Annotated in this window: 33 protein-coding genes; 13 read left to right on the top strand and 20 right to left on the bottom strand. The window is 43.9% G+C overall.

Annotated elements, in window-relative coordinates; all coding sequences use genetic code 11:
• Positions 1 to 139: 139 nt before the first annotated feature.
• From G6047_RS02825 to G6047_RS02815, 3 genes are read right to left on the bottom strand one after another with little or no spacing between them, the layout of a single operon-like run.
• Positions 140 to 553 (bottom strand): hypothetical protein, encoded by a 414-nt coding sequence (locus G6047_RS02825; protein ID WP_169525961.1) that lies wholly within the window; start codon positions 551 to 553, stop codon positions 140 to 142.
• Positions 553 to 1035, bottom strand: a complete 483-nt coding sequence (locus tag G6047_RS02820) for a 2-dehydro-3-deoxyphosphooctonate aldolase (protein WP_169525960.1) — start codon at positions 1033 to 1035, stop codon at positions 553 to 555. Before G6047_RS02820 ends, G6047_RS02825 begins: the two co-directional genes overlap by 1 nt.
• On the bottom strand, positions 1032 to 1526 hold the full coding sequence (locus G6047_RS02815) for a DUF4199 domain-containing protein (protein WP_169525959.1): 495 nt from the start codon (positions 1524 to 1526) through the stop codon (positions 1032 to 1034). The genes G6047_RS02820 and G6047_RS02815 overlap by 4 nt, the downstream gene beginning before the upstream one ends.
• 88 nt (positions 1527 to 1614) lie before the next feature.
• Here G6047_RS02815 and G6047_RS02810 point away from each other — a divergent pair, with 88 nt between their 5' ends.
• Positions 1615 to 2178 carry a YeeE/YedE family protein gene (locus G6047_RS02810; RefSeq protein ID WP_169525958.1) on the top strand — a complete coding sequence of 188 codons (564 nt, stop codon included), beginning with the start codon at positions 1615 to 1617 and terminating at the stop codon, positions 2176 to 2178.
• A gap of 6 nt (positions 2179 to 2184) precedes the next feature.
• Entirely contained in the window at positions 2185 to 2604 is a 420-nt protein-coding gene (locus G6047_RS02805; RefSeq protein ID WP_169525957.1) for a DUF6691 family protein, read from the top strand.
• 3 nt (positions 2605 to 2607) lie between these two features.
• Here the strand turns inward: G6047_RS02805 and G6047_RS02800 are convergent, their stop codons facing one another.
• The 3 genes from G6047_RS02800 to prmA all read right to left on the bottom strand — a co-directional run bounded on the left by G6047_RS02800 (position 2608) and on the right by prmA (position 4922).
• Positions 2608 to 3690 (bottom strand): glycoside hydrolase family 16 protein, encoded by a 1083-nt coding sequence (locus tag G6047_RS02800; RefSeq protein WP_169525956.1) that lies wholly within the window; start codon positions 3688 to 3690, stop codon positions 2608 to 2610.
• Between the two features lie 89 nt (positions 3691 to 3779).
• On the bottom strand, positions 3780 to 4055 hold the full coding sequence (locus G6047_RS02795; RefSeq protein ID WP_169525955.1) for an ATP-dependent Clp protease adaptor ClpS: 276 nt from the start codon (positions 4053 to 4055) through the stop codon (positions 3780 to 3782).
• Between the two features lie 33 nt (positions 4056 to 4088).
• Positions 4089 to 4922: a 50S ribosomal protein L11 methyltransferase gene (gene prmA / locus G6047_RS02790; protein ID WP_169525954.1), complete on the bottom strand. Its 834-nt coding sequence runs from the start codon at positions 4920 to 4922 to the stop codon at positions 4089 to 4091.
• Positions 4923 to 5007: 85 nt separating this feature from the next.
• On the opposite strand from prmA, the gene G6047_RS02785 reads away from it, so the two are divergent.
• Positions 5008 to 6231, top strand: a complete 1224-nt coding sequence (locus G6047_RS02785) for a porin (protein ID WP_169525953.1) — start codon at positions 5008 to 5010, stop codon at positions 6229 to 6231.
• On the opposite strand, the gene G6047_RS02780 is transcribed toward G6047_RS02785, so the two are convergent.
• The 6 genes from G6047_RS02780 to G6047_RS02755 all read right to left on the bottom strand — a co-directional run bounded on the left by G6047_RS02780 (position 6228) and on the right by G6047_RS02755 (position 10173).
• Positions 6228 to 6650: a hypothetical protein gene (locus G6047_RS02780; RefSeq protein ID WP_169525952.1), complete on the bottom strand. Its 423-nt coding sequence runs from the start codon at positions 6648 to 6650 to the stop codon at positions 6228 to 6230. The genes G6047_RS02785 and G6047_RS02780 overlap by 4 nt on opposite strands.
• A 153-nt stretch (positions 6651 to 6803) precedes the next feature.
• The gene (gene tpiA, locus G6047_RS02775) at positions 6804 to 7559 is read right to left on the bottom strand and encodes a triose-phosphate isomerase (protein ID WP_169525951.1); all 756 of its coding nucleotides are present in this window, start codon (positions 7557 to 7559) and stop codon (positions 6804 to 6806) included.
• The gene (locus G6047_RS02770; protein WP_169525950.1) at positions 7559 to 8059 is read right to left on the bottom strand and encodes a TlpA family protein disulfide reductase; all 501 of its coding nucleotides are present in this window, start codon (positions 8057 to 8059) and stop codon (positions 7559 to 7561) included. Before G6047_RS02770 ends, tpiA begins: the two co-directional genes overlap by 1 nt.
• Before the next feature lie 118 nt (positions 8060 to 8177).
• Positions 8178 to 8471: a hypothetical protein gene (locus G6047_RS02765; RefSeq protein WP_169525949.1), complete on the bottom strand. Its 294-nt coding sequence runs from the start codon at positions 8469 to 8471 to the stop codon at positions 8178 to 8180.
• A gap of 11 nt (positions 8472 to 8482) precedes the next feature.
• Complete coding sequence (locus G6047_RS02760) at positions 8483 to 9586, bottom strand: BT_3928 family protein (protein ID WP_169525948.1); 1104 nt, start codon at positions 9584 to 9586, stop codon at positions 8483 to 8485.
• Between the two features lie 41 nt (positions 9587 to 9627).
• Positions 9628 to 10173, bottom strand: a complete 546-nt coding sequence (locus G6047_RS02755) for a DUF1599 domain-containing protein (RefSeq protein ID WP_169525947.1) — start codon at positions 10171 to 10173, stop codon at positions 9628 to 9630.
• Positions 10174 to 10281: 108 nt separating this feature from the next.
• Here G6047_RS02755 and folP point away from each other — a divergent pair, with 108 nt between their 5' ends.
• A complete protein-coding gene (gene folP, locus G6047_RS02750) occupies positions 10282 to 11115 on the top strand; it encodes a dihydropteroate synthase (protein ID WP_169525946.1) in 834 nt (277 codons plus the stop codon).
• Between the two features lie 50 nt (positions 11116 to 11165).
• Here the strand turns inward: folP and G6047_RS02745 are convergent, their stop codons facing one another.
• The 3 genes from G6047_RS02745 to G6047_RS02735 are packed head-to-tail and all read right to left on the bottom strand — an operon-like array spanning position 11166 to position 12628.
• Positions 11166 to 11645, bottom strand: a complete 480-nt coding sequence (locus G6047_RS02745) for a lipocalin-like domain-containing protein (RefSeq protein WP_169525945.1) — start codon at positions 11643 to 11645, stop codon at positions 11166 to 11168.
• A gap of 51 nt (positions 11646 to 11696) precedes the next feature.
• Positions 11697 to 12170 (bottom strand): 23S rRNA (pseudouridine(1915)-N(3))-methyltransferase RlmH, encoded by a 474-nt coding sequence (gene rlmH, locus G6047_RS02740; RefSeq protein ID WP_169525944.1) that lies wholly within the window; start codon positions 12168 to 12170, stop codon positions 11697 to 11699.
• Positions 12170 to 12628 carry a GNAT family N-acetyltransferase gene (locus G6047_RS02735; RefSeq protein WP_169525943.1) on the bottom strand — a complete coding sequence of 153 codons (459 nt, stop codon included), beginning with the start codon at positions 12626 to 12628 and terminating at the stop codon, positions 12170 to 12172. The genes rlmH and G6047_RS02735 overlap by 1 nt, the downstream gene beginning before the upstream one ends.
• Before the next feature lie 89 nt (positions 12629 to 12717).
• On the opposite strand from G6047_RS02735, the gene nadC reads away from it, so the two are divergent.
• From nadC to G6047_RS02720, 3 genes are all read left to right on the top strand, one after another.
• The gene (gene nadC / locus G6047_RS02730) at positions 12718 to 13578 is read left to right on the top strand and encodes a carboxylating nicotinate-nucleotide diphosphorylase (protein WP_169525942.1); all 861 of its coding nucleotides are present in this window, start codon (positions 12718 to 12720) and stop codon (positions 13576 to 13578) included.
• 206 nt (positions 13579 to 13784) lie between these two features.
• The gene (locus G6047_RS02725; protein ID WP_169526010.1) at positions 13785 to 14660 is read left to right on the top strand and encodes a YihY/virulence factor BrkB family protein; all 876 of its coding nucleotides are present in this window, start codon (positions 13785 to 13787) and stop codon (positions 14658 to 14660) included.
• A gap of 72 nt (positions 14661 to 14732) precedes the next feature.
• A complete protein-coding gene (locus G6047_RS02720) occupies positions 14733 to 15155 on the top strand; it encodes a DUF2147 domain-containing protein (protein ID WP_169525941.1) in 423 nt (140 codons plus the stop codon).
• A 16-nt stretch (positions 15156 to 15171) separates the two neighbouring features.
• Here the strand turns inward: G6047_RS02720 and G6047_RS02715 are convergent, their stop codons facing one another.
• The gene (locus tag G6047_RS02715; RefSeq protein ID WP_169525940.1) at positions 15172 to 15723 is read right to left on the bottom strand and encodes an RsmD family RNA methyltransferase; all 552 of its coding nucleotides are present in this window, start codon (positions 15721 to 15723) and stop codon (positions 15172 to 15174) included.
• On the bottom strand, positions 15720 to 16535 hold the full coding sequence (locus G6047_RS02710; RefSeq protein ID WP_169525939.1) for a DUF3822 family protein: 816 nt from the start codon (positions 16533 to 16535) through the stop codon (positions 15720 to 15722). Before G6047_RS02710 ends, G6047_RS02715 begins: the two co-directional genes overlap by 4 nt.
• 113 nt (positions 16536 to 16648) lie before the next feature.
• Between G6047_RS02710 and G6047_RS02705 the strand changes: the two genes are divergently transcribed.
• The 3 genes from G6047_RS02705 to kdsB all read left to right on the top strand — a co-directional run bounded on the left by G6047_RS02705 (position 16649) and on the right by kdsB (position 19536).
• Positions 16649 to 18061: an ATP-dependent DNA helicase gene (locus G6047_RS02705; protein ID WP_169525938.1), complete on the top strand. Its 1413-nt coding sequence runs from the start codon at positions 16649 to 16651 to the stop codon at positions 18059 to 18061.
• A gap of 90 nt (positions 18062 to 18151) precedes the next feature.
• Complete coding sequence (locus G6047_RS02700) at positions 18152 to 18772, top strand: hypothetical protein (RefSeq protein WP_169525937.1); 621 nt, start codon at positions 18152 to 18154, stop codon at positions 18770 to 18772.
• Positions 18773 to 18798: 26 nt separating this feature from the next.
• The gene (gene kdsB, locus G6047_RS02695; protein ID WP_169525936.1) at positions 18799 to 19536 is read left to right on the top strand and encodes a 3-deoxy-manno-octulosonate cytidylyltransferase; all 738 of its coding nucleotides are present in this window, start codon (positions 18799 to 18801) and stop codon (positions 19534 to 19536) included.
• Here kdsB and G6047_RS02690 read toward each other — a convergent pair.
• Positions 19533 to 19706: a hypothetical protein gene (locus G6047_RS02690; protein ID WP_169525935.1), complete on the bottom strand. Its 174-nt coding sequence runs from the start codon at positions 19704 to 19706 to the stop codon at positions 19533 to 19535. The genes kdsB and G6047_RS02690 overlap by 4 nt on opposite strands.
• A 161-nt stretch (positions 19707 to 19867) precedes the next feature.
• Here G6047_RS02690 and G6047_RS02685 point away from each other — a divergent pair, with 161 nt between their 5' ends.
• Positions 19868 to 20425 (top strand): fasciclin domain-containing protein, encoded by a 558-nt coding sequence (locus G6047_RS02685; protein WP_169525934.1) that lies wholly within the window; start codon positions 19868 to 19870, stop codon positions 20423 to 20425.
• Between the two features lie 94 nt (positions 20426 to 20519).
• On the opposite strand, the gene pheT is transcribed toward G6047_RS02685, so the two are convergent.
• Positions 20520 to 22946, bottom strand: a complete 2427-nt coding sequence (gene pheT / locus G6047_RS02680) for a phenylalanine--tRNA ligase subunit beta (RefSeq protein WP_169525933.1) — start codon at positions 22944 to 22946, stop codon at positions 20520 to 20522.
• A gap of 550 nt (positions 22947 to 23496) precedes the next feature.
• Between pheT and G6047_RS02675 the strand changes: the two genes are divergently transcribed.
• Entirely contained in the window at positions 23497 to 25026 is a 1530-nt protein-coding gene (locus tag G6047_RS02675; RefSeq protein ID WP_169525932.1) for an aldehyde dehydrogenase family protein, read from the top strand.
• A gap of 294 nt (positions 25027 to 25320) precedes the next feature.
• Positions 25321 to 25695 (top strand): DUF779 domain-containing protein, encoded by a 375-nt coding sequence (locus G6047_RS02670; protein ID WP_169525931.1) that lies wholly within the window; start codon positions 25321 to 25323, stop codon positions 25693 to 25695.
• Here G6047_RS02670 and G6047_RS02665 read toward each other — a convergent pair.
• Entirely contained in the window at positions 25692 to 26600 is a 909-nt protein-coding gene (locus tag G6047_RS02665) for a T9SS type A sorting domain-containing protein (RefSeq protein WP_169525930.1), read from the bottom strand. The two genes, G6047_RS02670 and G6047_RS02665, sit on opposite strands and share 4 nt — an antisense overlap.
• Between the last annotated feature and the right edge of the window lie 9 nt (positions 26601 to 26609).

The raw sequence follows: 26609 nt of genomic DNA, 5'->3' as shown, positions 1-26609 counted from the left end.
TTTTTTAACTAGGTTCAGTTCGGCCTTGTGGCCTCGGGTGCAAAGATACGCAGATTTGACAATGCAAAATGTATAATTGGCAGTTGTGAATGCGTACTTACCTAAAAGTTACCTACATATGACGTCCGATTCACAATTCTCAATCAATTATGCCATCTGAACTTTCAAAAACCAGCTCATTTCCGCGAATCGAGAATTTGAGGTTTTTGAGCATTGCCCCGTGATAACCCAAGCCGCGGCTTTTCCGGATTCCGTCAAATAGCTTGTCCGATTTAGATATAGAAACAATTCCGGTGGCGCAAAGTTCCTTTCCTTTAATGGAGACATAAATCATTTCCTGTCCATTCAGGATGACGTATTTATCAAAGAAGAAATAAAGGCCGGACGTATCTATGGCCTTGATTTTTGAAACAAGCTCTTTTTTATAAATAGCTTTTTCAGGCGATGCCGAAGCAAAAATTTCATTCGTATTGGAACACTCGACATTTTTGCATCCGGCCAAAAGTAAAAGTGATACGGATATGATACAAAGATATTTTACGGTCTGATTCATTAACCTTTACCTTTTTTCAGGTCGTTTTCGACAGCTGGCGGCTTATTTCCGAATCCCATCGGAACCATAACCGAACCTTTAGCGTAACTATTGATATATAGCATAATAGGTTTCTTTTGGCCGACCCATGTGATTTCATATAAATCGATGAATCCGGCACCCATTTCGCTGCGTTTGGTCGGGAACGGGCAGCAGGTATCTATCTTTTTAAAGAAGATTTTTTCTCCGTTCGGGCCTGACAATCCATTGAGGAAGCGGATTGCGTTGATATTCTCATCTTTCACATCCCTGAAAAAAACATTAACCGGATAATCTGGGTCGAAACCGTACTTTGGGTCTTTGCTGAATTCGCTCAGGACAAAGGCATTTCCTTTAAGCTTGGGTTCGGGAGCATTGTCATCGATGTTGCGGATGGTATTTTTGGTACTGACGCAAGAAATCAACAATACACAGAGAGAGGCAACAAAAGGAATCAGTCTCATTTGGTATCGGCTTTAGGTTTGGTCTTGAGCACTAACGCAATAAGTGCCGCTGTTAGTACGCCGACAGAAAGAGATGTAAAGGCGGCCTGGATGGCATAACTGCGGAAACTGAAATATACCTCGGCCTGTTTCTGTGTCATTCCGCCATGGGATACGGCATAGTGAGCGAGATTTTTGAGTAACTCCGGTGATATGGCCTGAAAAACAATCAACTGCGCCAACGGACTCAACAAGGCAATAAAAAAAGACAGGAAAATTCCGCTCACGAATCCTTGTGCCCATGTCATGGTTCCTTGAAAATACTTGCGCTTTTTTTCAAACAATGCAAAAAAATAGACTACAAGACCGACTATTCCGGATAACAGACTGACCGATAAATAACTCGAGATATTTTTGTCGTGAAAACCGGCTTCTTTTTCGCCGATTGTCCACGCCAGCATGGCAATCGTGAATAAGGCCGCATATTTTATCTCTATGGAAAATTTGCCCATCAGCTGTAGAATTTGAGCCCAAAGATAGCGATTTTGCAAACCTCGGGGATTGGTTCCGAATTGTTACTTTTGCACAAACGCTATACTTATGCATGTACTTTATCAAACCTGGCCGTGGTACATTTCCGGCTTTGGGATTGGGATGATTCTACTCATTCTGATCTGGTTCGGGAAAACCTTTGGGATGTCTTCCAACTTACGGTCTTTGTGTTCGATTGCCGGTGCCGGAAAATTCGTCCCGTTCTTCAATTTCGACTGGAGGGCCCAACGCTGGAATCTTGCGGTCGTTTTAGGAACCATGCTAGGCGGATTCGTGGCCGTGCATTTTATGTCAGATCCTACGAATGTAGATATCAATCCAAAGACAATAGAATTACTCGGACAATACGGAATCGATGCGCCAAACGGTAAATTGCTACCGGACGCACTCTTTTCTGCCGATGCCTTGCAATCACCCAAAACCGTTTTCATTCTTGTCATCGGAGGCGTTTTGATAGGATTCGGTAGCCGTTATGCAGGAGGATGCACTTCAGGCCATGCGATTACCGGATTGAGCAACCTGCAACTGCCGTCGCTCAAAGCCGTGATCGGTTTCTTTGTCGGAGGATTGATCATGACGCATTTGATACTTCCGTTAATTTTCAATAAATAATTCCAGATGATACTTAAAGCATTTAAATATATAGCCGCAGGTTTTGTTTTCGGAATCATCCTGACCAAGTCCGAAGCCGTTTCGTGGTATAGGATTTTTGAAATGTTCCAGTTCCAGTCGTTCCATATGTACGGAATCATTTCCGTAGCGATTGCCACCGGATTGATTGGAATCCAATTGATTAAAAGAAAAAAAGTAAAAGATATAAAAGGAAACCCGATTGTGGTTCCAGATAAGGAAAAAGGAAATGCCCGTTACTGGATTGGCGGGACTATTTTTGGATTGGGCTGGGCACTTGCCGGAGCCTGTCCCGGGCCTATCTTTATTTTGATAGGCGCCGGTTACTGGTCCTTGTTATTTGTGTTGGCCGGAGCGCTGATAGGTACATTCCTGTACGGTGTCATCCAACGATTCCTGCCTCACTGAGATTTACTGATAAACGCGAACGTAATCGATATCCATAGCCGATTCGACGAAATTAGGGTCAACTGTTCCTCCAAAGTTTCCGCCCATAGCCACGTTAAGGATCAGGAAGAAATCATGCCCGAACGGAATGCCCGGGTTGTTCGGGAAAGTAAAGAACAGGTTGTCGTCTACATAGAACTTCAGGCTTGTCGGTGACCAATCGGTAGCATACACATGGAATTCAGACGAACAATCCGGAACCATGGTATTTCCGCTTGAGCCATTGGCACCAAAATGTCCCGGATGATGCAGCGTTCCCAAAACTTTCCCCGGATCGTTGCCCACTTGTTCCATGATGTCATATTCGCCGCAACCAGGCCATCCTGCCGATCCGTAGTTGGCTCCGAGCATCCAGATGGCAGGCCATGTTCCGCCACCAGTTGGTAATTTGGCGCGTACTTCAACACGTCCGTAAGTAAACTCGAATTTTCCTGCTGAATTGAGTCGGGCAGAAGTGTATTGTGACCCGCTGAAATTTTCTTTTTTCAGTTTGATGTGAAGCATACCGTCTTCTATATAAGAGTTGGTTGCGCTCGTAGTGTAATATTGCACTTCATTGTTACCCCAGCCGCCGGCACCGGTTTCGCGATTCCAGTTTGAAGCTGAAGGTTCTGTTCCAGTGTTGAATTCATCAGACCAAAGCAAATGTGTCTCGTAATTGACGTTGATGACAACAGATCCGGTCACGGTTGAATTATTGATCCCGTAAGCCTTGACCAAAACCGTATACGAATTGACTCCCGGCTCGCGAAACTGATATTGCAACGTTCCATTTGTCGATTGTATTTCTTCGCCGCCCGGCATGGTAAACAGATAGCCGCCGGTAATGTTGTTGGCTGTTGCGGTAAAGTTGACTACTCCTGTCCCGTCACCATTCGGGGTTTCGGTTGTCACTCCAACAGGCGTTCCTGTAGCGACAAGGTTAGTTGGATAGGCAGTTACTGGCCCTCCGCCATCATCTGTGCCTCCGCCATCGGACGAAGAACACGAAAGTAAACTGGCTATGATTGTAAGGAATAAAAGCATTTGAACAGATGTCTTTTTCATTTTCAGAGGTTAATTTTTTTTGATTTGCCACTAAAATAGTAAATGAAAAACGATATCCATAAAAAAAACCTGGAAAATCCAGGTTAGGTTCAAACGATTTCGGCACTGAGGCCGGCTTCGAGTAATGCCGTGCATTGGAGCTTGAGTTCGGGAAGTTCGCCGGTTTTGACGGTACACTTACCTTTGTAGTGTATGATCAGCGAACATTGCTCAGCTTGTTCCGCGGTATGGCTGCAGACCCGTATAAGGGTTTCGATGACATGGTCAAACGTATTGACATCGTCGTTGTAGATGATGATTTCATTCTGCCCGGCCAGGACTTCATGTTCCGCCAGTTGTTCTTTGACTTGTTCTAAAGTGCTCATCTCCATTTTCTTTTCGCCTTTTATAACGAGTTTCTAAAGTACATATTTTAAAGCGGTCCAATTATTACGGACGTGCTTTTTTATCAACCGATAACCTAATTTGGTGCAGCATTCGTCAATCGCTTCGACATCTTCTGTATAAAAACCACTTAATAGCAGCATACCGCCGGGTTTCATGCAGTTGCGATAGACTTGCATATCGGCCAGCAAAATATTACGGTTGATATTGGCAATAAAAAGGTCATATTGTTTGTCAGATAGCAATGTGGCATCGCCTTCGTAAACCGAGATATGTTTGCATTTGTTACGCTCGGCATTCTCGATCGAATTCAAATAACACCAGTTATCGATGTCAATGGCATCGATAGGTTTTGCACCTTTCATTTCGGCCAAAATCGCAAGGATGGCAGTGCCGCAACCCATATCGATGGTTTTGAGGCCTGTGACATCGGTCTCGAGCAGATGCTGGATCATCATATGAGTCGTTTCATGATGACCTGTGCCGAAACTCATTTTAGGTTCGATGACAATCTCATAATTTGCTCCCGAAGGTTCATGGAAAGGTGCGCGGACATGGCACAATCCGTCGACATCGATTGGCTCGAAATGTTTTTCCCATTCTTCGTTCCAGTTAACCTGTTCGATTTCTTCTATGGTGTGGGAAATCTCGAATTCAGCGGATTCAAGTATTTGTATGTCTGACAACACATCTTCTGACCAATCCTGTTGCTTGATGTAAGCGATGACACCGGTTTCTGTATCCACAAAGCTTTCAAATGGTTTCTCACCGAGTTCCGCCACAAGAATCTCAGCTCCCGGATCTTTTGGATGTACTGTAAAATGATAACCTAAATAAGTAACGGACATGTCTGGAAATTTTGCGCAAAGGTACATTTATATGGACGTGTATTAAAAAATTACAATAGTTTTACACTTTCTAAACCATTTGTTAATGTTTAAAAAACTACTAGCTGCAATCCTGTTATTTACTGCTGCCGCAAAAGCTCAGGTAATTGTTGGAAGGACTAACAACGACAACGATCTTAAGCTCACCACACTGCCGTATTACAACTTTGGAAAAGGTGTCGGGATTACTTCCCCGGACAGTTTGTTCCAGTTCAATATCAGGTTCCGGATCCAAAACCGCATCACTTACATTGACAATGAAGGCCAGCCGCCAGCTTATGCGGGAGAAATCCGTCGGTTGCGGTTGCGGTTTGACGGATTTGTCGGAAATCCGAAATTCCTGTATGCGATCCAATTATCATTTGCGCCCGGCGATACGGGTGAAATCAAGGAAGGTGAAAACCTGAATATAATCCGTGATGCCGTGATTTATTATCGGCCGAATGCAAGCTGGAATATCAGTTTTGGGCAGACGAAACTTCCCGGAAACCGCCAGCGTGTGAATTCTTCAGGTGGTTTGCAGTTGACGGATCGTACCATCAATAATGCCCGATTCACCATTGACCGTGATTTTGGCATCCAGATACATCAGCTAAACGAATTCAAGAACAAATTTTCGTATAACTTCAAGACGGCGATTTCTACGGGAGAAGGACGCAATGTAACCGGAAATGCCGATGACGGTTTGGCACTTACCGGAAAAGCTGAAATTTTCCCCTTCGGTGCGTTTACCAAAGACGGAACTTATTTTGAAGGCGATCTGATGCGGGAGAAAACGCCAAAGCTTATGTTTTCCGGTGTATTCCAGCAGAACAATCACGCACGAAGGACTGGCGGACAACTAGGCGAGGAGCTGTATCATCCTTTGACAATGAAATCTGTTTTCTTTGATACCATGCTCAAATATCAGGGCTGGGCGGCGATGGCAGCTTATATGTCCAGATCGACAACAACGAATCCAATTACCTATAATCCGGAAGATCCTACCCAAATGCGATATGCATTCACAGGCCACGGATACGATTTTCAGGGAAGTTACCTATTCAAGTCCAACTATGAAATCATCGGTAGATACTCGATCCAAAAGGCAAATGACGAAATCAGCATGATTGCCCCGGATGCACAGCAGTTTTCACTCGGGCTTACCAAATACATCTGGGAGCATACTTTTAAACTTCAGGGTGAACTGACATTCGATAAGTTGCAGTATTTTGACGGTTCCGAAAAGAACAACTGGTATTTGAGATTCCAGGTTGAAATGGGAATCTAAAGGTCTGAAACAAGGTCGAAAACAAAGATTTTCATGTATCGGTCATCCGAAGCTTCGAAAGAATAAATGATGGTCTTTTTTACCGGATCATACACCAGTTTGCTTTTGAGGATTTTGGAACGCAAGGCCCATACGTCCTGATCACCGTCTTTTTTAAAACCGGTTATGGAACCGTGATACATACGCGTTTTTCCGTCGTCTGTGAGGCTTATCACCACATAGCCATTGCGGTTTGAATTGATTTCGCGGACATCGATCAGGGACGTTTCATATTCATCATCCCTTAATTCATAGTCTTGTTTTTCGGCATTCCACTGATAGAACTGCCGATGGTTGGAATTGTAGCGTACCTGCGAATCGATTTGGGCAAATCCGATGGCGCTCACAAGTAAAAAAGCCGCTAATGCTAACTGTTTCATTTAGTAGGGAATATATTCTCCGGACAACCGGCACCCCAAAAGTAAAAAAGAAAAACAAACCGCCAAGAAAATTCGTTCTTTTTGAAAGAATTTTTTGACGGTTTTGATAAATTTTGTGTTTTTTGTCGGATTAATCGTGTAGATAATCGATGTTTATGCGATTCCGGAGACGATGGCAGCAAAATCCGAAGCCTTTAAAGCGGCACCGCCGATTAGTCCGCCATCTACATCTGCCTTTGAGAAAATCTCTTTTGAATTGTCAGGTTTTACGCTTCCGCCATAAAGGATGGAGACATTTTCCGCAATCGTACTTCCAAATTTGGAACGAACGGTTTCCCTTATAAAAGCGTGCATTTCCTGAGCCTGGTCCGGAGAAGCGGTTTCACCGGTCCCGATTGCCCAAACCGGTTCATATGCCAGGACGATTTTTTCCCAATCGGAATCTGAAATATGGAAAAGGCCGTCCTTAAGCTGATTTTCAACAATATTGAAATGATTTCCGGATTTGCGGTCTTCGAGTTCTTCACCAAAGCAGAAAATAACGGTCATGTCATTGCGTAATGCGGTCGATGTTTTATCTGCAATCAAAGCATCGGTCTCTCCAAAATAGGAACGACGCTCTGAATGTCCGAGGATTACGGTATTGACACCGACACTTTTGAGCATATCGGCCGATACTTCGCCAGTAAAAGCACCACTGTCGGTCTGGTGCATGTTTTGGGCTGCAACCGCAATATTGGTGAATTCCAAATGTTGGACAGCTGAAGCGAGGTTCACAAAAGAGGGAGCAACAATGATAGTAGCTTGGGTGTCTTCCGGAAGCTTATCGATCAATTCATTCAAAAGATCTTCGGTTTCTTCGGCGTTCTTGTTCATTTTCCAGTTGCCGGCAACAATTTTTTGTCTCATCAGGATTTAAGTTTGTTTAAGGTTTGGTCCATTGCTTCGAAGTCTTTCTCAATGGCGCGGTAAGTAACGATTTTACCAAATTTGTCTATGATTATATATCTCGGAATCCAGTCCAGGTCAATCGAAGCGCCAAATGCTCCTTTCATTCCGCCTGGTGCAAAATAATGTGATCCTTTCAGATCGTGTTTTTTGATTCCTTCGAGCCATTTATCGGTCACTTTGTCCATAGATATGAACATGTAATTGGCTTCCGGATGTGATTCCTGTAATTTCTTTAGTTGAGGCATTGCTTTTACACAGTCGCCACACCAGGATGCCCACACTTCAATCACAAGGGTTTTTCCTTTTTCTTTTTGAAGTGCATCCGCAAAAGGGATTTTATTCTGATCTGAAGTAAGGAGCTCTTGTTTGAGTGATTCCGGGGTAAATTCCGTTTTTTGTGCTTTGCTGCAACCTATCGAAGCGAAAAGGATTACAACAGAAAATAGGGTGGATTTCATATTGTTTTTAACAAAGGTAATCGGCAAAGGCGAATCTATTGTTTCAGGCTCTATATTTTATGGTTTATTTTAGTCCTGAAAGTAATAGTGTGTTACGAGATATTGAAATATAGAAGATTTATGCTTCGGAACTGCTTCGGGCCTGTTTTCGCAATTCATCCTTTAAAAACTTAACCTTGGTATTGCGCTTCCTGTTGGCTTTTCTGTTCAGATGTAAGATATGTCGGACGAGAAAGAAAATCCCAATCACCGAAAAAAGGATTAATGCTGTTCCCAGAATAATGTATAATGTATTTCCTCCCGGCGGATCTTCAAGCACCGACACATAGTTCAGGAGAATCTGACCAATAACGAATAATAAAACGCTCAAGGCAATTCCCAGATAACTTCTTTTCTTTTCCTGTTTATACATGATGTATAGTCTTAATCTAATTTCAAATCCTCAGCATCTTTCCAATGCAGCTTTTGCGCAATTGTGCCTGATTTAATGATCACTAGGCTCGGGTTGGCACGCTCAATGGTCTTAAGTGTGGTCGCATCGCAAAAATAATAGTCGAATGTCTGTGCGTATTTAGCCTTGAAAGCTTTTGCTTCCGGTTCGGTGGCAGCGCTCATGGCAATCACTTTGTAACCTTTTGCTTTTGCTTTCTGGTTCAAAGATTCGAGTATTTCAATTCCTTCTTTTGAAGCTTTATTCAGGTCGTAGGCAACAAAAACCAACAATTTAGGTTCTTTGAGCAACTCCTCTTTATAGTCGCTTCCGTCGAGTTCCATGGTAAAATCGTGTATTGGCGGAATGTAACCCTGTGAAATGATATTGTCTTTTCTTTCAACGAACTTGGCACCTTCCGGAAGGTTCATCAAATCTTTCTCGGTGAAATCTTTATTTACCCCGTTTACATTATAAACAAACACCATTTCAACAACGGTCTTTGGGGCGCCTTCGGGAATCTCCATGCCTTTTTCAATGTTGGTTCCGACTTTATAGGCGCGAAAATCGATGATTGGCAAATGATTCAAAACCCAATAGGCCATAAAGCAGCACAGAAGTACGCTCAGGTAGACGATCCCATTCCGTATGCCTGAAGGAAAAAAAGGCTTTATGAGTCTTTGATTTATGAACAGGATCAAAACGAAAACCAACAACACAAGGTCTTTGGTAAATGATTGCCAAGGCGTCAGTTTAAGTGCATCGCCAAAGCATCCGCAATCGGTAACTTTATTGAAATAGGCAGAGTAGAAGGTCAGGAAGGTGAAGAATACAATCATCAGCAGTAAACTCCAGACCGTGAATTTTACTTTGTACCCAACTAAAAGCAGAACGCCAAGAACGGCTTCGAAGATTACGATAAAAACGGCCAGCCAAAGTGCGATTGGTACAAAGATGGGCATATTCAGGACCGGCTCACTGAAATATTCTTCAAGTTTGAACGAAAATCCAATAGGGTCATTCAGTTTTATAAGCCCCGATATGATAAAAAGAAAACCTACGAATATGCGGGAAAACTGGGTAAGTATATTTTTCATAAGCAAAAGCGGGAAAAAACTAATGTGCCGTTATTCCCAAATTAATTGTTTTGTTCATTTAAATGTATCAACGCAAAAACAGCATAATTTATCATATCCTGGTAATTGGCGTCTATCCCTTCAGAAACCAGCGTTTTCCCTTTATTGTCCTCGATTTGCTTTACGCGAAGCAGTTTCTGCAGGATCAAATCTGTCAGTGAGCTTACACGCATTTCTCGCCAGGCTTCACTGTAATCGTGGTTTTTGGCCTGCATCAGGTTTTTGGTAGCCGCTATTTTTTCGTCGTAATATGCAAGTGCCTTTGAAGTGTCAAGATCTGGTTGGTCAGAAACACCCAAATCAATCTGGATCAATGCCATGATCGCATAATTGATTATTCCTACAAATTCAGAAGATTGGCCTTCGTCGACCATCCGGACCGCATTTTCCTGAAGGCTTCTGATGCGTTGCGCCTTGATAAAGATCTGGTCGGTGAGTGAAGGCAGGCGTAAGATGCGCCATGCACTTCCGTAGTCTGTCATTTTATTGCCGAACAGCGCGCGACAACCTGCAATTACGGCGTCGTATTGCTGCGAAGTGTCAGTCATTTGGGCTATATTTGTTTGAAGTTTGTCCAAAAATAACATTATTTTCCGTATTCAGTGCGCAGGCATTCCTGTTAGTTCCATCTTCATTTGAAATCGCAAATCAACTACATGACAATCAACTGCAAAGGCCGCCTCATCGATTTTAAGACACCTAAAATAATGGGTATCCTGAACCTGACGCCCGATTCTTTTTTTGATGGCGGAAGTTACGCTACTGCCGACGAATATATTAAAAGAGCCGAACAGATACTGAAAGATGGTGGGGAATTTATTGACATAGGTGGCTATTCTTCGCGTCCCGGAGCTGATTTTGTGAGTTCAGATGAAGAAATAAAACGAGTCGTACCGGCCATTGAAGTCCTGTTGAAGGAATTTCCGGATGCGTTGCTGTCGGTTGATACTTTTCGGGCAGATGTGGCAAAGGCAGCCATTGAATCGGGAGCTGTCATCATCAATGATATTTCCGCCGGACTGCTCGATGAAAAAATGCTTCAGGTAGTTTCTGATTTGAAAGTGCCCTATGTCATGATGCATATGAGAGGAAATCCTTCGACCATGCAGCAATTCACCCAATACGAGGATTTGTTCCGCGATATCTTTTTCTATTTTTCCGGGAGATTGTCGGCAGCAAGGGAATTGGGTATTTCAGATGTCATCATCGATCCCGGCTTTGGCTTCTCAAAAACACTGCCCCAGAATTACAGCCTGCTGCACGGATTGGAAAATTTTTCCATTTTCGATTTGCCGTTGCTTGTCGGCATTTCAAGGAAATCGATGATTTATAAATCGCTGAATACAAAAGCAGAAGAAGCATTAAACGGAACCACGGTTTTAAATACCATAGCGCTTTCCAAAGGCGCGAATATCCTTCGTGTCCACGATGTAAAGGAAGCTGTGGAATGTGTCCGGTTGATGGAAATGATGACGCCTCAGCCCATCTGAAATAAAAAGACCCGCCGTAAAGCAGGTCTTGGAAAGTTGTATAAAAACGATTATTGTTTGGTGAAAACCAGTACGGCATCGATGCTTTCATAAGTGGTTTCACCGCCAACAGTCACTTCTATTTCATAAAAGTCCGGAACGGTCGCAGTAAGTGTATTGCCTGACTGCACAAAATTCTGGGTATCAGCTTCTCCCTCAACAGTAATCGTTGCCGCAATATTGTTTCCGCTGGCAACATAGGTTCCGTTTGCCGTAAAAGGAAAACAGGTTGTTGTGCCTGGCATCATCAGGTTGTACACAAACGTATTGTTTGATGCGAATACAAGCGTCGTCTGATCGAAACATCCGGCTTCTGCAATCAGGTCGGTTGTTGCTACGCCGTCTTCGTTCGCATCGGTTGGCTGTGAACTTGTCAGTGCTGTCAGTTTCCAGGTACCATCAATTGATGTTGTTCCGGATGCGTTGTCGTCATTACCGCTACATCCGAATGAAAACACTGCGGCTGCGGCTAAAATCATGATCTTTTTCATAGTTGAAGTTTTATTTAAGGGCGCAAATATAACAATTTAAGATTCTTGCGGTTATTCGTGATGATATTTCTCACCGCGCAGAATTGTGAACGCCCTGTAGAGTTGCTCCACAAAAAACAGCCGGACCATTTGATGCGAAAATGTCATTTGCGATAGTGAAATCTTTCCATTGGCCCGCGAATAGACAGCATCGGAAAACCCGTAGGGGCCGCCGATTACAAAGACAAGCGTCTTGATGCCGGAGTTCATCCGTTTCTGGATTTCGGTTGAAAAACCGACGCTTGAGAAACTTTTGCCGTTTTCGTCCATGAGGATTACGGTGTCGGCAACGGTGACTTTTGACAATATAAGCTCACCTTCTTTTTCTTTTTGCTGTGGTTCCGACAGGTTTTTGGCGTTTTTAAGATCCGGGATTATCTCCAGGTCGCATTTGACATAGAACGACAGCCGTTTGGAATAATCATCGATCAGGGATTGAAGCGCGGCATTATCTGTTTTTCCAATGGCGATAAGGCGGATATTCATCAGTTGAGGCCTTTTTTCATGCAGATGCTGTTTTCGACTCCAATGTAAGGGCCGTAATTCGGGATGATTTCATAGCCACACTTCGGATAAAGACGCACGGCAGCTTCCTGCTTTTTCCCGGTTTCAAGCACACAAAAATCATAACCGAGTTCTTTTGCCCAATCTTCCAACGCAGCCAATATGCGTGAAGCGACGCCTTTTCCACGTGCCGATTCCTTAGTGTACATTCGTTTGACTTCTATGGTTTTCACATCAATTTCACGCAAGGCACCGCATCCGACAGGAATGTTATCTAAATAACCCACAAGGCAATGTGAAATTTTGTCGAGTTTGTTGTATTGGGCGTAGAACGTATGCTCCTCGCCATCGAATACGCGAAGTTCGGCATCCAATAAGGCGACGAGCGACCTGAAATCAGGATTATCCGAATCACATCTTACAAGAGAAAAATTTTCCATGGTGCAATTTATAAAAGTCCATGTAATCGGCCCGACAATTTGAAGTGATACAAGCGTCGATTTCTTATTTTAGCGGTAAATTTCTCCGAATGATTTCCGATTCCCAATTCCAGACCGAATTGCACCTTATCATTACCAACAGCCTTCGTGAAGACATAGGCGATGGCGACCACAGTTCCTTAGCCTGCATTCCGCCCGATGCAAAAGGAACAGCGAAATTGCTGGTCAAAGACGAAGGTATCATTGCCGGAGTAGAATTTGCCAAGATGATTTTTGCGTCGGTCGATCCCGAAATGACGGTTGAAACCTATATGAAGGATGGCGATCCGGTAAAATTCGGCGACATCGTATTTCGTGTCCGCGGTAGTTCCCAATCGATACTTAAAGCGGAAAGGTTCGTCCTCAATTCCATGCAACGGATGTCTGCCATCGCGACAAAAACAAAGCAATTCGCAAATTTGCTCGAAGGCACCAAAACGAAAATCCTCGATACGAGAAAAACCACACCGGGAATACGCGCCATAGAAAAATGGGCCGTCAGGATTGGTGGAGGCGAGAACCACAGGTTTGCGTTATATGATATGGTCATGCTCAAAGACAACCACATTGACTTTGCCGGCGGAATCACGCAAGCCATACAAAAGACGCAATCGTACCTGAAGGGGAATGGGCTGGATCTTAAAATCATTGTCGAAGCAAGGAATCTTGAAGAAGTGCGTGAAATCCTCAAATCTGAAAATATCCACCGCATCCTGCTCGATAATTTCGATTATGACATGACGCGTGAAGCCGTGAAGCTCATTGGTACGAAATCACAAACAGAATCATCGGGCAACATCAATGAAAAAACCATACGTTTATATGCGGAATGCGGGGTCGATTATATATCGTCGGGTGCTTTGACGCATTCGGTTTACAATATGGACCTCAGCTTGAAAGCTGTTAATTAACGATTAACAATTAATAATTAACAATTGCTGTGATTACAGCAACGGCTATGATTTTATTGAAACAACAGGACGATTATTCGATTGTTAAAAAGCATTGCTTCGTTTTAGAAAAATACCAGTATTACCAGTCCTGACCCCATTATTAATTATTAATCGTTAATTATTAATTGAAAAACATTTCCAAAATCCCAGTGATTCGTAACCTGATGCGGGTTGCCCGTCGCGTTAAATTGCCCTGGCTTTCGGGATTGTCGCTATATGATTTGATTGAAATCTATTTTGTTGGGATTGCAGAAAGTGCCATAACCTATCGTGCGGCCGCCATTTCATTCAGTTTCTTCATGGCGTTGTTTCCGTTTTCGCTGTTCATCCTCAACCTGATTCCTTTTATCCCGATTCCCAATTTCCAGCAGGATTTCATGCGGTTCGTGGAAGAAAATGTTCCGCCGAATACATATGATGCCATCGCCAAAATCCTCAACGATATTCTTCACAACAGTCATAGCGGCTTGCTTTCTACAGGGGTAATCCTGTCCATTTTCCTGGCTGCTAATGGTTTGAATTCAATCCTAGGAGGTTTTGAAACGGCCAAGCACGTTATCATCAGGCGCGGGTTTTTTCGACAATACGCCGTGGCCTTGGGAATTTCAATCATTATGGTGCTGCTGTTGTTATTGACTGTGGCTACCATTGTGACATTAGAAGTCGTACTGCAAAAACTGAAGATAGAAGATTATTTAAGCGACCGGATTCCGTTACTTGAAGCACTCAGGTATTCGTTCCTGATGCTCATGATTTTGATCACGGTGTCTCTGCTTTTTAAGTTTGGGACAAAACATACAGGGAAACGTTCGTTCATTTCTGTAGGTTCGGTTTTTACCACCGTATTGGTCATTATATTGTCCTATTTCTTTGGAATCTGGGTGGTTAAATTCTCCCGATACAATGAGTTGTATGGTTCTATTGGAACTTTGCTCATCCTGATGTTCTATATCTGGGCCAACTGCATCATGCTATTGCTGGGTTTTGAACTCAATGCCGCCATCAACCAGGCTAAGAAAAAGCTTCAAAGCGAGCAGTGATCTTTCGTATTCTTTTTTTTCTAAATTAGTGGCTTAGGTTAACTGTTATCTGTTGACCTTTAACCATCAGTCATGAAAAAAATCTTCATAAGCCTCATCGCCATTTTTCTGTTGTCGTTTTCAAATTCACCATCTATAATCGGCAAATGGAAAACCGTCGATGATGAATCAGGAAAAGCCGTATCCGTAATCGAGATCCACGAAAAAGGAGGGAAGTATTATGGCAAAATCGTAGAATTGCTCAATCCCGGCGACCGCAACCGCAAATGCGTCAACTGCAAAGGGGAAGACAAGAATAAACCCATCATGGGACTTACCGTAATTAAAGGCCTTGCCAAAGAAAAAGACGAATACACCGGCAAGATACTCGATCCAAAAAGCGGCAATATCTACAAATGCAATGTGGAACTTGAAACGGCAGACAAATTAAAAGTCAGAGGCTATATTGGCGTCTCGTTGATCGGTAGGACGCAGTATTGGCATCGGGTAAAGTGAATTCTTAGCTCAGTGTCTAATCCTGGTCTTCTTCAAGTCCAAAAAAACTAAAGAAAGTCCCGCCATAATCGCGGCCGAATAAATAGTTTGGAAGCAGTTCCAATTTGGTGTATTTGGAGTGTTCGACTACCAAAAGCCCATCATCGTCAAGCAAGTTACGTTCAAAAACCGTGTTTACCAGCCTGTCAAAATCCTTTTGCTCCATCGCATAAGGCGGATCTGCAAAAATAAGATCGTACCGTGAATTCGTTTTGTCTAAAAAAGTAAAGCTGTTGCTCTGGACGGCATTTATAGGGAATTCAAATTCCGTAGCTGTTTTTCGGATGAATTTGATACAACCGGAATCTGCATCGACACTCGTGATGTCACTGAATCCACGCGAGCCCATTTCATAACTGATATTTCCCGTTCCCGAAAATAAATCAAGACCTCGCGCATCCACCAATTCCATTCGGTTGTTCAGGATATTGAACAGCGATTCCTTTCCCATATCGGTAGTCGGGCGGACAGGCAGGTTTTTTGGCGGGCTGATGCGTCTTCCTTTGTGGCTTCCGGAAACGATCCTCATGACTGGAACAAGGTAAAGTGTTTGCGGTTTTCGTGTTCCGACAGGCCGTTGCGTTCCGAAATCGTATCGGTTTTATACAGTTCGGTGTTGCGGATGTATTTAAAGGCAATCCGGAACACATCTGATTCTTCTGTCACATCACCCAATAATTGCAAACGGAACTGTTCCGGGTTCAGGCTCAATTGCTCGGCCGTAAACAAAACATAATAAATGAAGTCTTCTTTGGTGCGGTATTCAAAAGTGTTGTACAGCAATAATTTCTGGTTCTGGACAACGACCAATTCAAACCGATTCGGTGCGATATGTGCGAAAACCTGGCGCTCATCTATGTTTTTGGACGATTCGAGCAATCGTGAAACCAAAGTACTTGACGTGTGATGGTAGCTGAACGTCCCGAATTGGTCCACAAGCAAATTGTTGAGGTTCGCGAACGGGACAAAGACGTTGTTCATTTCATAAGTAGGCAATTCATCGAATGCAAAAAAATCCGTCTCGAAAACTTTGGTCGAAAACTGCAGGTAACTTCCCAGGTAATTTTCATCGAACAAAGCCACGGGCACAAAACTGTTGTAGCCGTTGTCGTGAAGCACTACGATCTCGTCATAAGCCGAAGAAAGGTCGGTATCGGACGCAAACAACTTATGGTAATGGCTTTCGGGACTTGAACCATCGGCTGGAAACACCACCTCGCGGGACCATAAGATGGACTGGTTGAGTATGTTGGTACAGCACATGGAAACTTTGTCGGCAGCAATCTGCAGGCTGAGTTTTTTGTAATTCTTTTCGGTAATGTTGGCGTGGTTGACAAGCATTGGGCAAAAATATCAATTAACGGTTAACAATTAATAATTAACAATGAAGAAATGCTTTGGTGCGGTTGTTTATTTGTTTATTTGATGATTCGTTGATTTGATAATCCAAAACCTTGTTCTACCACGATCTCCTTACCGCCTTCAAGTTCCAGCCGACGCAAAAGCAGGATATTTTCTTCCAGCTTATTTCCAGTTTTGTGACGAGTGAAAACCAGGACGAGATTTTCGTACTCAAAGGATACGCCGGAACCGGAAAGACCAGTGTGGTATCGGCTCTGGTATCGGCTCTGCCAGCGGTCAATAAAAAATATGTATTGCTGGCACCCACGGGACGGGCTGCCAAAGTCATTTCCGGCTATTCCGGCCAACAGGCGTTCACCATCCACAAAAAAATCTATTACCCCAAAAAGGGCAATGGAGGCGGCGTTCAGTTCCAATTGATGCCAAACAAACATACGAACACCATCTTCATCGTGGACGAATCTTCGATGATAGCCGATTCCCCAACCGAATCCTCGTTCTATGAAAACGGCTCCCTGCTTGACGATCTTATCGAATACGTCTACACCGGAAAAAACTGCAAACTGTTGCTTTTGGGCGATACGGCCCAGCTTCCGCCCGTGAATGCAGATTTGAGCCCGGCCCTTGATGTGCGTCATCTGGAAAAGAATTACCATATGACGATCCGCTCGATTGAATTCGATGAAGTGATGCGACAGGCCGAAGAATCCGGGATTCTGTACAATGCGACCCAGCTTAGGGAACGATTGGAAGAAGACTTTTTCGAAGAAATGAAATTCGAACTTCAGGGCTTCAAAGATATTGTCCGGCTTACTGACGGTTATGACATCCAGGACGCGATCCATTCGGCTTACGGAAAATACAGCATAGAAGATACGGCATTCATCGTCCGGTCTAACAAACGTGCCAATGCCTACAACCAGCAAATCCGGATGCGTATACTCGATCAGGAAAACGAACTCAGCACGGGCGATTACCTTATGGTGGTCAAGAACAATTATTTCTGGCTCAAGGATTCAGATGCTGCCGGATTTATTGCCAATGGCGATATCATCGAAGTGCTTGAAATCCATAAGATACAGGAATTGTACGGCTTCAATTTTGCCAAAGTCAAGATCCGGATGGTCGATTACCCGAACCAGCAGCCTTTTGAAACGGTGTTGCTGTTAAATACACTTACGAGTGAATCGGCATCGCTTACTTCCCAGGAATCACAACTATTGTATCAGGAAGTCATGGCCGATTATGAAGACGAACGCGCTCAATACCGCAAGCTCCAAAAGGTCAAACAGAATGAATATTTCAATGCGCTCCAGGTCAAATTCTCCTATGCCATAACCTGTCATAAATCCCAGGGCGGCCAATGGCATACGGTTTTTATCGAGCAGCCGTATTTGCCCGATGGCCCTTCGCGTGATTATGTGCGATGGCTGTATACGGCTATGACACGTGCGACGGAAAAACTGTATCTGATAGGATTTTCAGACGAGTTCTTCGAGAGCTGATATTTCAGTTATATTGCATCGAAAATCACACGTATGGGTAAATGTCTTTTTGGTAAAAGCTATCTGATATTTCTCTGCCTGTTTTTTAGTATGCCAAAATCCAATGGGCAGGATTATCAGACTCCAAACAAACTCTGGGTTGGCATTTCGCCTTTGGCATTGATAGACCTATATGACGGTGCATCGGTTCGGTTAAGTGCCGAAACCAAGATAAACCCGTGTTTTTCGGCGGTTGTAGAAGGAGGGTTTTACTTGAAGTATCTTCCCATTGACAGGATAAGCCCTAAGGGTTTTCTCATAAAACCATCGATTAAGTGTTACCTGAATAAAAAAGGTCTCTATTCGGGTTATTATCTCGGAGCTGAATACATGTACAAGAAAATAGATTATCAGCTCAATGACAGCATTTCAATAAATGATGTCGGATCTGCAAAACAATACCCGATGCGTCGCACCCTCAATGTCGTTTCCCTTAAATTTGGACATGTTGAAGATTGGGGGGACAATTGGATTCTTGAACTTTATGTAGGCTTAGGCGTCAGATTTACAGATTCCAAAGCATTCGGACTGACACCACAGCAAGAAGAAGGAAGATTTAAGACCAATGCCGACTGTGAAGAATGCAACGCCGGCTTTTATTTGCGGCAAACAGGAAATCTGACCCAACTCAATTTAACGGCGGGCCTCAAAATCGGCTATCGCATCCTCTAGAACAAATCATCAAATCAACAATCCGAATGAAATCCATCGCCGTCATCCCAGCCCGCTACGCCTCAACCCGTTTTCCTGCCAAACTTATGCAGGATTTAGGCGGAAAGACGGTAATTTTAAGAACCTATGAAGCTGCGATCTCAACAAATCTGTTCGATGATGTTTTTGTGGTCACAGATTCCAGCCTGATTTATGACGAAATCGTGTCCAACGGAGGAAAGGCCATTAGGAGCAAAAAAGAACACGAATCCGGTTCTGACCGTATCGCCGAAGCCGTGCTCGACATCGATACCGATATTGTCGTAAACGTCCAGGGAGACGAACCGTTCATAGACGCGATCCCGCTCCAAAAACTGCTCGAAGCTTTTCGCCAGGATGAAGCCCGGACCATAGATCTGGCTTCTTTGATGTACCAGATTACGGATAAATCAGAAATCGATAACCCGAATAATGTAAAGGTCGTCGTAGACCAAAGCGGTTTTGCGTTGTATTTTTCGCGTTCGGTGATTCCTTATCCAAGAGATGAAAATGCCGGTGTGCGTTACTTTAAGCACATTGGAATCTATGCGTTCAGGAAACAGGCGCTGCTCGATTTTGCAAGCTTACCCATGAAATCTTTGGAAGCATCGGAAAAACTTGAACAGTTGCGTTATCTCGAATTCGGAAAACGGATAAAGATGATTGAAACGACTCATGCTTCAATCGGAATCGACACACCTGAAGATCTCGAACGCGCGAGACAATTGCTTTCTGCTGGCAATTAGGGACGTGATTTTTCGTCATCTGAAACACCCTCGATATCTTCGGCATACACCTCTTCGCGGCTCCAGTCCTGTTCCAGTTTTTTGCGGTCTTTGTCGTTGCGCCATATAATGTATGCCACCAGGAAAACTACAGCGACCACCACTGCAACAATAAGCGTCCAGTTTATCATGTGATTTTTATTCTAAAATAGGTTGTTTTTGAAGCGACTGCCCGTTTTGAAATGTTATGTTTAGGTTATCTGCAATATTGTTTATAAAATTTTTTCAATCTGCTAAAACCAAATCCAAAAGATGCGCGTACATGAGGCAATAACAATTTAAATAACAAATCATGAAAACGCAAAGAATTTTAAGTACAATCACCGTGGCTTTGGTCATGGCTTTCGGGTCGATGCAGGCACAGGAGAAAACAGTTATGGTTGGTGGAGCAGCTATGTATCCGTCCAAAAACATCATTGAGAATGCCGTCAATTCAAAAGACCACACCACGTTGGTCGCTGCCGTCAAAGCTGCGGGTCTTGTCGAAACCCTGTCCGGAAAAGGACCGTTCACCGTTTTTGCCCCAACCAATGCCGCTTTCGACAAATTGCCTAAAGGAACCGTAGAAAAACTGCTCAAGCCAGAAAACAAAAAGATGCTTCAAAGTGTTTTGACATACCATGTTGTCGCCGGTAAAATGAACTCATCCGATATTGCCGCCGCAATCAAGAAAGGAGGAGGCAAAGCCGAACTGAAAACCGTAGCCGGCGGAAAACTGTGGGCTATGATGGATGGTAAAGACCTTTGGATACAGGATGAAAAAGGCGGAAAAGCCAAAGTGACCATTGCCGATGTAAACCAGTCAAATGGGGTTATCCATGTAGTTGACGCCGTGTTGATGTCGAAATAAAATAAAAAAACTCCAGACAAATAAGACTGGAGTCTTTTTATGTGAGGGTTTAAAATTCAGGGTCTCTGTAAGATTTTGAATTTTGAACCTTTTTTTAATTCCTGAGACTTGCACCCAGCTGGCTTTCAAAGTTCTTCAGCAGTTTTCCGACGATTTTATCAATCTGCTCATCTGTCAACGTTTTGGTCGCATCCTGAAGCACGAAACTCACGGCATATGATTTCTTGCCTTCGGGTAAATTCTTGCCTTCGTATACATCGAACAGGTTTACTTCTTTGAGCAGTGATTTCTCCGTTTGGCGCGCCAGGTTGTAGATGCTTTCAAAAGCGACATTGGCATCGACAAGCAACGCCAGGTCACGACGTACTTCCGGATATTTCGGGATATCGTTGAACTTGATTTTGAGTGAAACCGATTTCAGGATTGCGTCCCAGTTGAAATCGGCGAACAATACTTCCTGTTTGATATCGAAATGCTTGAGCATCGGTTTTTTGACGATGCCGAATTCAACCAATGTTTCATTTCCTGATACCACGGCGATTCCTTCGGCAAAAACATCTGAAACCGCCGGTTGGTATTGCGCTTTTGAAATGCCAAGTCGTGACAGAATCCCGTTCACGAAACCTTTGAACAAAAAGAAGCCCGATTGCTCGATTCCGGATGTCCAGCTTTCCGCTTTCCGGTTTCCGGATACGAATAACGTCAGGTGTTTCTTTTCATCATAACCCGACGGCATTTTGTGGTACGTCTTTCCGAATTCAAACAAACGCAGATCACTGTTTTTCCGGTTGATGTTGTACGATACGGCTTCAAGTCCGGAAAATAGCATCGACTGTCGCATCACGGACAAATCGCTGCTAAGCGGATTCAGCATCGTGACATTAAACTCCGGTTTCAGTTCAGCAGATAAAGCCGCATATTCAGGCGTTGTCAGTGAATTGGCCATCATTTCGTTGAAACCCTGTGCCGTCAATTGGGCCGCGATTAGGTTCTGCAATTTGAAATCTTCGTTACGAGCCGAATTCGAGACGGTCGCATTGAGTTTCTTGGTGAAGTTGATATTGTTGTATCCGTAAACGCGAAGGATTTCCTCGATCAGGTCAATCTCACGCTGGACGTCTACACGATAGGCCGGAACAGTTAGTCCAAGGCCGGCATCTGAAATCGAGTTTATCTTAATGTCGAGGGACGCCAGGATTTTCTTGATGGTTTCCTTTGGCAATTCCTGTCCGATGATTTTGGTCGCTTTCGCAAAATTAAGTACGACTGGGAAATCTTCTATTTTCTTCGGATAGATATCGATGATGTCCGATGTTACTTCGGCTCCGGCCACTTCCTTTAACAAAAGACAGGCGCGTTTCAGGGCATATTCGGTAATCGTCGGGTCGATGCCGCGTTCGAAACGGAAAGAGGCATCGGTATTGAGCCCGTGGCGTTTCGCTGTCTTACGGATTGAAACCGGATTGAAATAAGCGCTTTCAAGGAAAATTGCCTGGGTTTCTTCAGATACTCCGGAGTTTTTTCCGCCAAAGACACCTGCGATGCACATGGGGCCGTTGTTGTCGCAAATCATCAGGTCGTCTTCATGCAGCGTGCGTTCCACATCGTCAAGTGTGGTAAATTTTGTTCCGGAGGCGACCGTTTTTACCTGTACTTTTCCGGTGATTTTGGCTGCATCAAAAGCGTGAAGTGGCTGTCCGAGTTCGTGCATCACATAATTCGTCACATCGACCACATTGTTTTTTGGCGTCAGGCCGATAGCTTTTAGACGGTTCTTCAACCATTCAGGAGAAGGTTTTACCGTAATATTGCTAAGCGTAACACCGCAATAACGCGGAGCCAACTTGGAATCTTTGACTTCGGCATCGATTTTAAGGATTCTTTTATCCAGACGGAAAGCAGAAACAGATGGTGTTATCAATTCCACATGCACATTGCGTTGCAAAAGCCCGGCGCGCAAATCACGGGCGACACCCAAATGTGACATGGCATCGGCTCGGTTAGGTGTAAGGCCGATTTCAAAAACCTCGTCATTTTCTATCTTGAAAACCTGGGCTGCCGGAGTTCCGGGTTTGAGTTCCGAATCGAGTATCATGATACCATCGTGACTTTGCCCGAGCCCGAGTTCATCTTCGGCGCAAATCATCCCATGGCTTTCGGCATCGCGGATCTTTCCTTTTTTGATAACAAAAGATTCGCCGTCTTTTGTATATAAGGTTGTCCCAATTGTCGCGACTGGAACTTTTTGCCCGGCTGCCACATTGGGCGCACCGCATACAATCTGCACCGGGGGATTTCCATCGCCTAAATCGACGGTGGTGATTTTCAATCTATCGGCATTCGGATGTTGTTCGCACGTCAGAACATGGCCAACCACAATACCTTCAAGCCCGCCTTTGAGCGATTGGTATTTTTCAACGACTTCCACTTCAAGGCCAAGGTCGGTAAGCAGGGCAGCGGTTTCTTCGCTTTTCCAGTCGGTCTTGATAAATTGTTTGAGCCAGTTGTAAGAGATTTTCATAGGGTATTGTTGAGTGTCGCAAAGATAAGACGCGGGAATTAATAATTAATGATTATAATTAACAATTGCTAACTGATTGGATACGGAAAAGAATAATTTCTGCAACTTCCAATTATTATCCATACAAAAAGATTGAATTGGGCATAAATTAAATCTTTTGACAAAATGTGCATTTTTTCTGTACTTGGGATATGTCTGGAAATTGTAATTTTTCACAGGGAAGGGGACAGTTGGGTTCCCTATGAATTCAAAAATTATGTTGGATGTAGAAAAAATGTACATTTTGTTAAATTATTTTATTCGTTGTCACGCAGAAATTTGACTTTCAATACTCGGTTTGGCCAGACAGAATCCTGTCGTATTGGGCGCGATGCTTTCATATGACCCACAAATAAAGAACTTTTAATAATTGACATTCAAATTCATAATTCGATCAAAACTTAACGTTAAAATTATCAACCTGTCAAATTTGTGCTATTGACTGGTCAAAATGTGCTATCACGAAATCGATTTCAAAACTACATTTGGGAAAATCAAATTAGATAAAATCATGAGTGCAATAGCAGAAACGGAAGTAAGCAATCTGGCCAAACGACCACAGTTTAAAGAAAAATATGGCAACTTTATTGGCGGAAAATTCGTCGAACCGGCAAGTGGCCAATATTTCGACAATGAATCCCCGATTGATGGAAAAGTATTCACCAAAGCCGCTCGTTCCAATAAAGAAGATGTGGAAAAAGCGATAGACGCGGCGCATGAAGCGTTCAAGACCTGGAGCGTCACTTCGGCCACATATCGTTCGAATCTACTCAATAAAATAGCAGACCGGATAGAGGAAAACCTGGAATATCTGGCCACTGTAGAAACCATTGACAATGGAAAAGCCATACGTGAAACCCGTGCCGCCGATTTGCCGCTGGTTATAGATCATTTCCGGTATTTCGCAGGGGTCATCCGTGCAGAAGAAGGCGGAATATCTGAACACGATGAAAATACCGTTTCCATAGTACTACACGAACCGCTTGGAGTCGTGGGTCAGATCATTCCGTGGAATTTTCCACTTTTGATGGCAACCTGGAAAATAGCTCCTGCGATAGCTGCAGGAAACTGTTGCGTGGTAAAACCGGCAGAACAGACGCCGACGTCTATCATGGTCTTGATGGAATTGCTTCAGGACATCGTTCCTGCGGGAGTCATAAATATTGTAACCGGATTCGGGCCCGAAGCGGGAAAACCGTTGGCACAATCGGAACGCATATCGAAGGTTTCATTTACGGGAGAAACCACGACAGGCCGTCTGATCATGCAATATGCATCGGAGAATTTATTGCCTGTGACTATGGAATTGGGAGGTAAATCGCCTAATATTTTCTTCTCGTCCGTAGCTGATGCTGACGATGATTTCTTTGACAAAGCAGTCGAAGGAGCTGTAATGTTCGCGTTGAATCAAGGTGAAGTTTGTACTTGCCCATCGCGAATTTTGGTCCAGGAAGATATTTACGATACATTTATGGAGCGTGTTGTGGCACGTACCAAGGCTATCAAAACCGGACATCCGCTTGACGGAACAGTCATGATGGGCGCCCAGGCTTCGAATGACCAATATGAAAAAATCCAATCGTACCTTAAAATTGGTAAAGAAGAAGGTGCCGAAGTGCTGACAGGCGGTGCTTCCAATAACCTTGGCGGCGATCTCGAAAACGGTTACTATATCCAACCGACGATTTTCAAAGGCAATAACAAGATGCGTATTTTCCAGGAAGAGATTTTTGGCCCCGTGACTTGCGTGACGACTTTCAAAACAGTCGAAGAAGCCATTGAAATTGCCAATGATACCATGTATGGTCTTGGAGCCGGCGTCTGGACACGAGATGCGCATGAATTGTATCAGGTGCCGCGAGCCATTAAGGCAGGTCGTGTTTGGGTCAACAATTACCACGCATATCCGGCACATGCACCGTTTGGAGGTTATAAAAAATCCGGATTCGGCCGTGAGAACCATAAAATGATGCTAGATCATTACCGCCAGACCAAGAACATGCTGGTTTCTTACAGCAAACAGAAACTCGGCTTTTTCTAATATGATATACTAGTTGTGGATTACCCGGTTCTGTCTGACGGCCGGGTTTTCTTTTTAGTTTGAAATTGGGGAGTTGGGAAAGTCCGAAAAGTCCGAAAAGTCCGAAAAGTCGGGAAAGACGTAAAAGACGGGACTCGGGCCGGAGACAGACTGAGCGAAGCTAAAGACGGGGCTTGGGAAACGATAGTAAATCTGCAACCTGGAATTTGAACGAACTAACTAAACAAACTATGGATCAAGGCGGGAAATCGGCATCTGAATTCATTGTCTTTTCGGACTAAATAATACACCATCATGCACAAAAGAGTTTCACTTACCCCAGCAGCTTTCGACTTAATCGAAGAACTAAAAGCCATCCATGGCGAACTGATGTTCCATCAAAGCGGCGGATGTTGTGACGGATCGCAACCCATGTGTTTTGAAAAGGGCGATTTTAAATTGGGACAAAGCGATGTGTGCCTGGGAGAAATCGACGGTTGTGAGTTCTGGATGAGCAAAGACCAGTTCGAATACTGGAAACACACGCATTTGACCATTGATGCCGTGAATGGGCGAGGGGCGAGTTTTTCGCTTGAGATCCCATATGGCAAACGGTTTATGACGGTGTCACGGTTATTTACCGAAGAAGAAGCACAAGATTTGTCGCCACTTAGTTTCGTCGTGGATTAATTCCGGACGAATTTAAGGTTGTGCCTTACTGCATCGTTTTCCAACTGCAAAAAGTACACGCCAGACGAAAGAGTCGAAACATCAATTGAATTATCTTCACTAGTTAGATTTCCCGAAGCGAGCCGTGAACCCGTCGAACTGACAATCTGATAATTCCATTCGCCCGAAGCAAGGGTTACGGTTAATTTGTCAGAAACCGGATTCGGATAGGCAGTCGGTTTTACCAATGCAATATCCCGTGTGGAAAGCGGGAATTGCCTGTTTGCCGATGGAAAATCACTACACGTGTAAGTGGCTGAATTAAATTGTATCGTTTCCGGCCCTTTGGTGTAACAGTAAAGCATCCGGTTGTATTCAAAGCCTATGGAACAAGACATGCCTAAATCACCGATTCCTTCTACAAGTCCGGTGCTGGTATCCGGAAACTGGCCGTTGATGTGGTTCAGTGTCACACCTCCGATAGTATCTGTTGAGGAATATAAAACAGCACATGAATTGGGCGCCGACTGGTTGGGAAATGCAGAACCCACAGATGCAGCTGCAATGGATACGTTGTCCTGAAACAACACATCGGCAGTACCATCGTAATAAAGAAAATTTCCCTGATTGTCTTCCCGAACATAACCCGGGCCGTATAAGGTTTCGGTTTGGGTGGTCTCACCTGTCCACCAATGTACGACGGCTCTGTTCAAACGGAACTTCCTGTAATAAGCCGTTCCATCTATAATCGTATCTCCGTCAAAATATTCAATATCGAAATCTTCATATCCGTTGATGCTCCAGCCGCTGGCATAATACCGCCATTCACTGCTGTAATCCAGATAATGAAAGTTTGTAATCTGGTTCTGAGCCGATGCTGTCAGAATAAAAGAGGCAATGAAAAGGAATGAGTAGATTTTCTTCATAGTCCGGTG

This window comes from Flavobacterium silvaticum, assembly GCF_012911565.1.
Taxonomy (GTDB): Bacteria; Bacteroidota; Bacteroidia; order Flavobacteriales; family Flavobacteriaceae; genus Flavobacterium; species Flavobacterium silvaticum.
The sequence above is the reverse complement of the archived record's forward strand: the minus strand, read 5'-3'. Positions and strand labels throughout refer to the sequence as shown.

Coding starts and splice junctions, on each gene's coding strand:
- nadC (WP_169525942.1), top strand. CDS start 12,718: ATGATTTCCGATTCCCAATTCCAGACCGAATTGCACCTTATCATTACC.
- G6047_RS02715 (WP_169525940.1), bottom strand. CDS start 15,723: ATGAGGATCGTTTCCGGAAGCCACAAAGGAAGACGCATCAGCCCGCCA.
- G6047_RS02675 (WP_169525932.1), top strand. CDS start 23,497: ATGAGTGCAATAGCAGAAACGGAAGTAAGCAATCTGGCCAAACGACCA.
- G6047_RS02770 (WP_169525950.1), bottom strand. CDS start 8,059: ATGAAATCCACCCTATTTTCTGTTGTAATCCTTTTCGCTTCGATAGGT.
- folP (WP_169525946.1), top strand. CDS start 10,282: ATGACAATCAACTGCAAAGGCCGCCTCATCGATTTTAAGACACCTAAA.
- G6047_RS02670 (WP_169525931.1), top strand. CDS start 25,321: ATGCACAAAAGAGTTTCACTTACCCCAGCAGCTTTCGACTTAATCGAA.
- G6047_RS02700 (WP_169525937.1), top strand. CDS start 18,152: ATGCCAAAATCCAATGGGCAGGATTATCAGACTCCAAACAAACTCTGG.
- G6047_RS02780 (WP_169525952.1), bottom strand. CDS start 6,650: ATGAAACAGTTAGCATTAGCGGCTTTTTTACTTGTGAGCGCCATCGGA.
- G6047_RS02795 (WP_169525955.1), bottom strand. CDS start 4,055: ATGAGCACTTTAGAACAAGTCAAAGAACAACTGGCGGAACATGAAGTC.
- G6047_RS02765 (WP_169525949.1), bottom strand. CDS start 8,471: ATGTATAAACAGGAAAAGAAAAGAAGTTATCTGGGAATTGCCTTGAGC.
- pheT (WP_169525933.1), bottom strand. CDS start 22,946: ATGAAAATCTCTTACAACTGGCTCAAACAATTTATCAAGACCGACTGG.
- G6047_RS02735 (WP_169525943.1), bottom strand. CDS start 12,628: ATGGAAAATTTTTCTCTTGTAAGATGTGATTCGGATAATCCTGATTTC.
- G6047_RS02710 (WP_169525939.1), bottom strand. CDS start 16,535: ATGCTTGTCAACCACGCCAACATTACCGAAAAGAATTACAAAAAACTC.
- G6047_RS02815 (WP_169525959.1), bottom strand. CDS start 1,526: ATGGGCAAATTTTCCATAGAGATAAAATATGCGGCCTTATTCACGATT.
- G6047_RS02690 (WP_169525935.1), bottom strand. CDS start 19,706: ATGATAAACTGGACGCTTATTGTTGCAGTGGTGGTCGCTGTAGTTTTC.
- G6047_RS02820 (WP_169525960.1), bottom strand. CDS start 1,035: ATGAGACTGATTCCTTTTGTTGCCTCTCTCTGTGTATTGTTGATTTCT.
- G6047_RS02720 (WP_169525941.1), top strand. CDS start 14,733: ATGAAAAAAATCTTCATAAGCCTCATCGCCATTTTTCTGTTGTCGTTT.
- G6047_RS02755 (WP_169525947.1), bottom strand. CDS start 10,173: ATGACTGACACTTCGCAGCAATACGACGCCGTAATTGCAGGTTGTCGC.
- G6047_RS02805 (WP_169525957.1), top strand. CDS start 2,185: ATGATACTTAAAGCATTTAAATATATAGCCGCAGGTTTTGTTTTCGGA.
- G6047_RS02745 (WP_169525945.1), bottom strand. CDS start 11,645: ATGAAAAAGATCATGATTTTAGCCGCAGCCGCAGTGTTTTCATTCGGA.
- rlmH (WP_169525944.1), bottom strand. CDS start 12,170: ATGAATATCCGCCTTATCGCCATTGGAAAAACAGATAATGCCGCGCTT.
- tpiA (WP_169525951.1), bottom strand. CDS start 7,559: ATGAGACAAAAAATTGTTGCCGGCAACTGGAAAATGAACAAGAACGCC.
- G6047_RS02825 (WP_169525961.1), bottom strand. CDS start 553: ATGAATCAGACCGTAAAATATCTTTGTATCATATCCGTATCACTTTTA.
- prmA (WP_169525954.1), bottom strand. CDS start 4,922: ATGTCCGTTACTTATTTAGGTTATCATTTTACAGTACATCCAAAAGAT.
- G6047_RS02760 (WP_169525948.1), bottom strand. CDS start 9,586: ATGAAAAATATACTTACCCAGTTTTCCCGCATATTCGTAGGTTTTCTT.
- G6047_RS02800 (WP_169525956.1), bottom strand. CDS start 3,690: ATGAAAAAGACATCTGTTCAAATGCTTTTATTCCTTACAATCATAGCC.
- G6047_RS02810 (WP_169525958.1), top strand. CDS start 1,615: ATGCATGTACTTTATCAAACCTGGCCGTGGTACATTTCCGGCTTTGGG.
- G6047_RS02725 (WP_169526010.1), top strand. CDS start 13,785: ATGCGGGTTGCCCGTCGCGTTAAATTGCCCTGGCTTTCGGGATTGTCG.
- G6047_RS02685 (WP_169525934.1), top strand. CDS start 19,868: ATGAAAACGCAAAGAATTTTAAGTACAATCACCGTGGCTTTGGTCATG.
- G6047_RS02785 (WP_169525953.1), top strand. CDS start 5,008: ATGTTTAAAAAACTACTAGCTGCAATCCTGTTATTTACTGCTGCCGCA.
- G6047_RS02665 (WP_169525930.1), bottom strand. CDS start 26,600: ATGAAGAAAATCTACTCATTCCTTTTCATTGCCTCTTTTATTCTGACA.
- kdsB (WP_169525936.1), top strand. CDS start 18,799: ATGAAATCCATCGCCGTCATCCCAGCCCGCTACGCCTCAACCCGTTTT.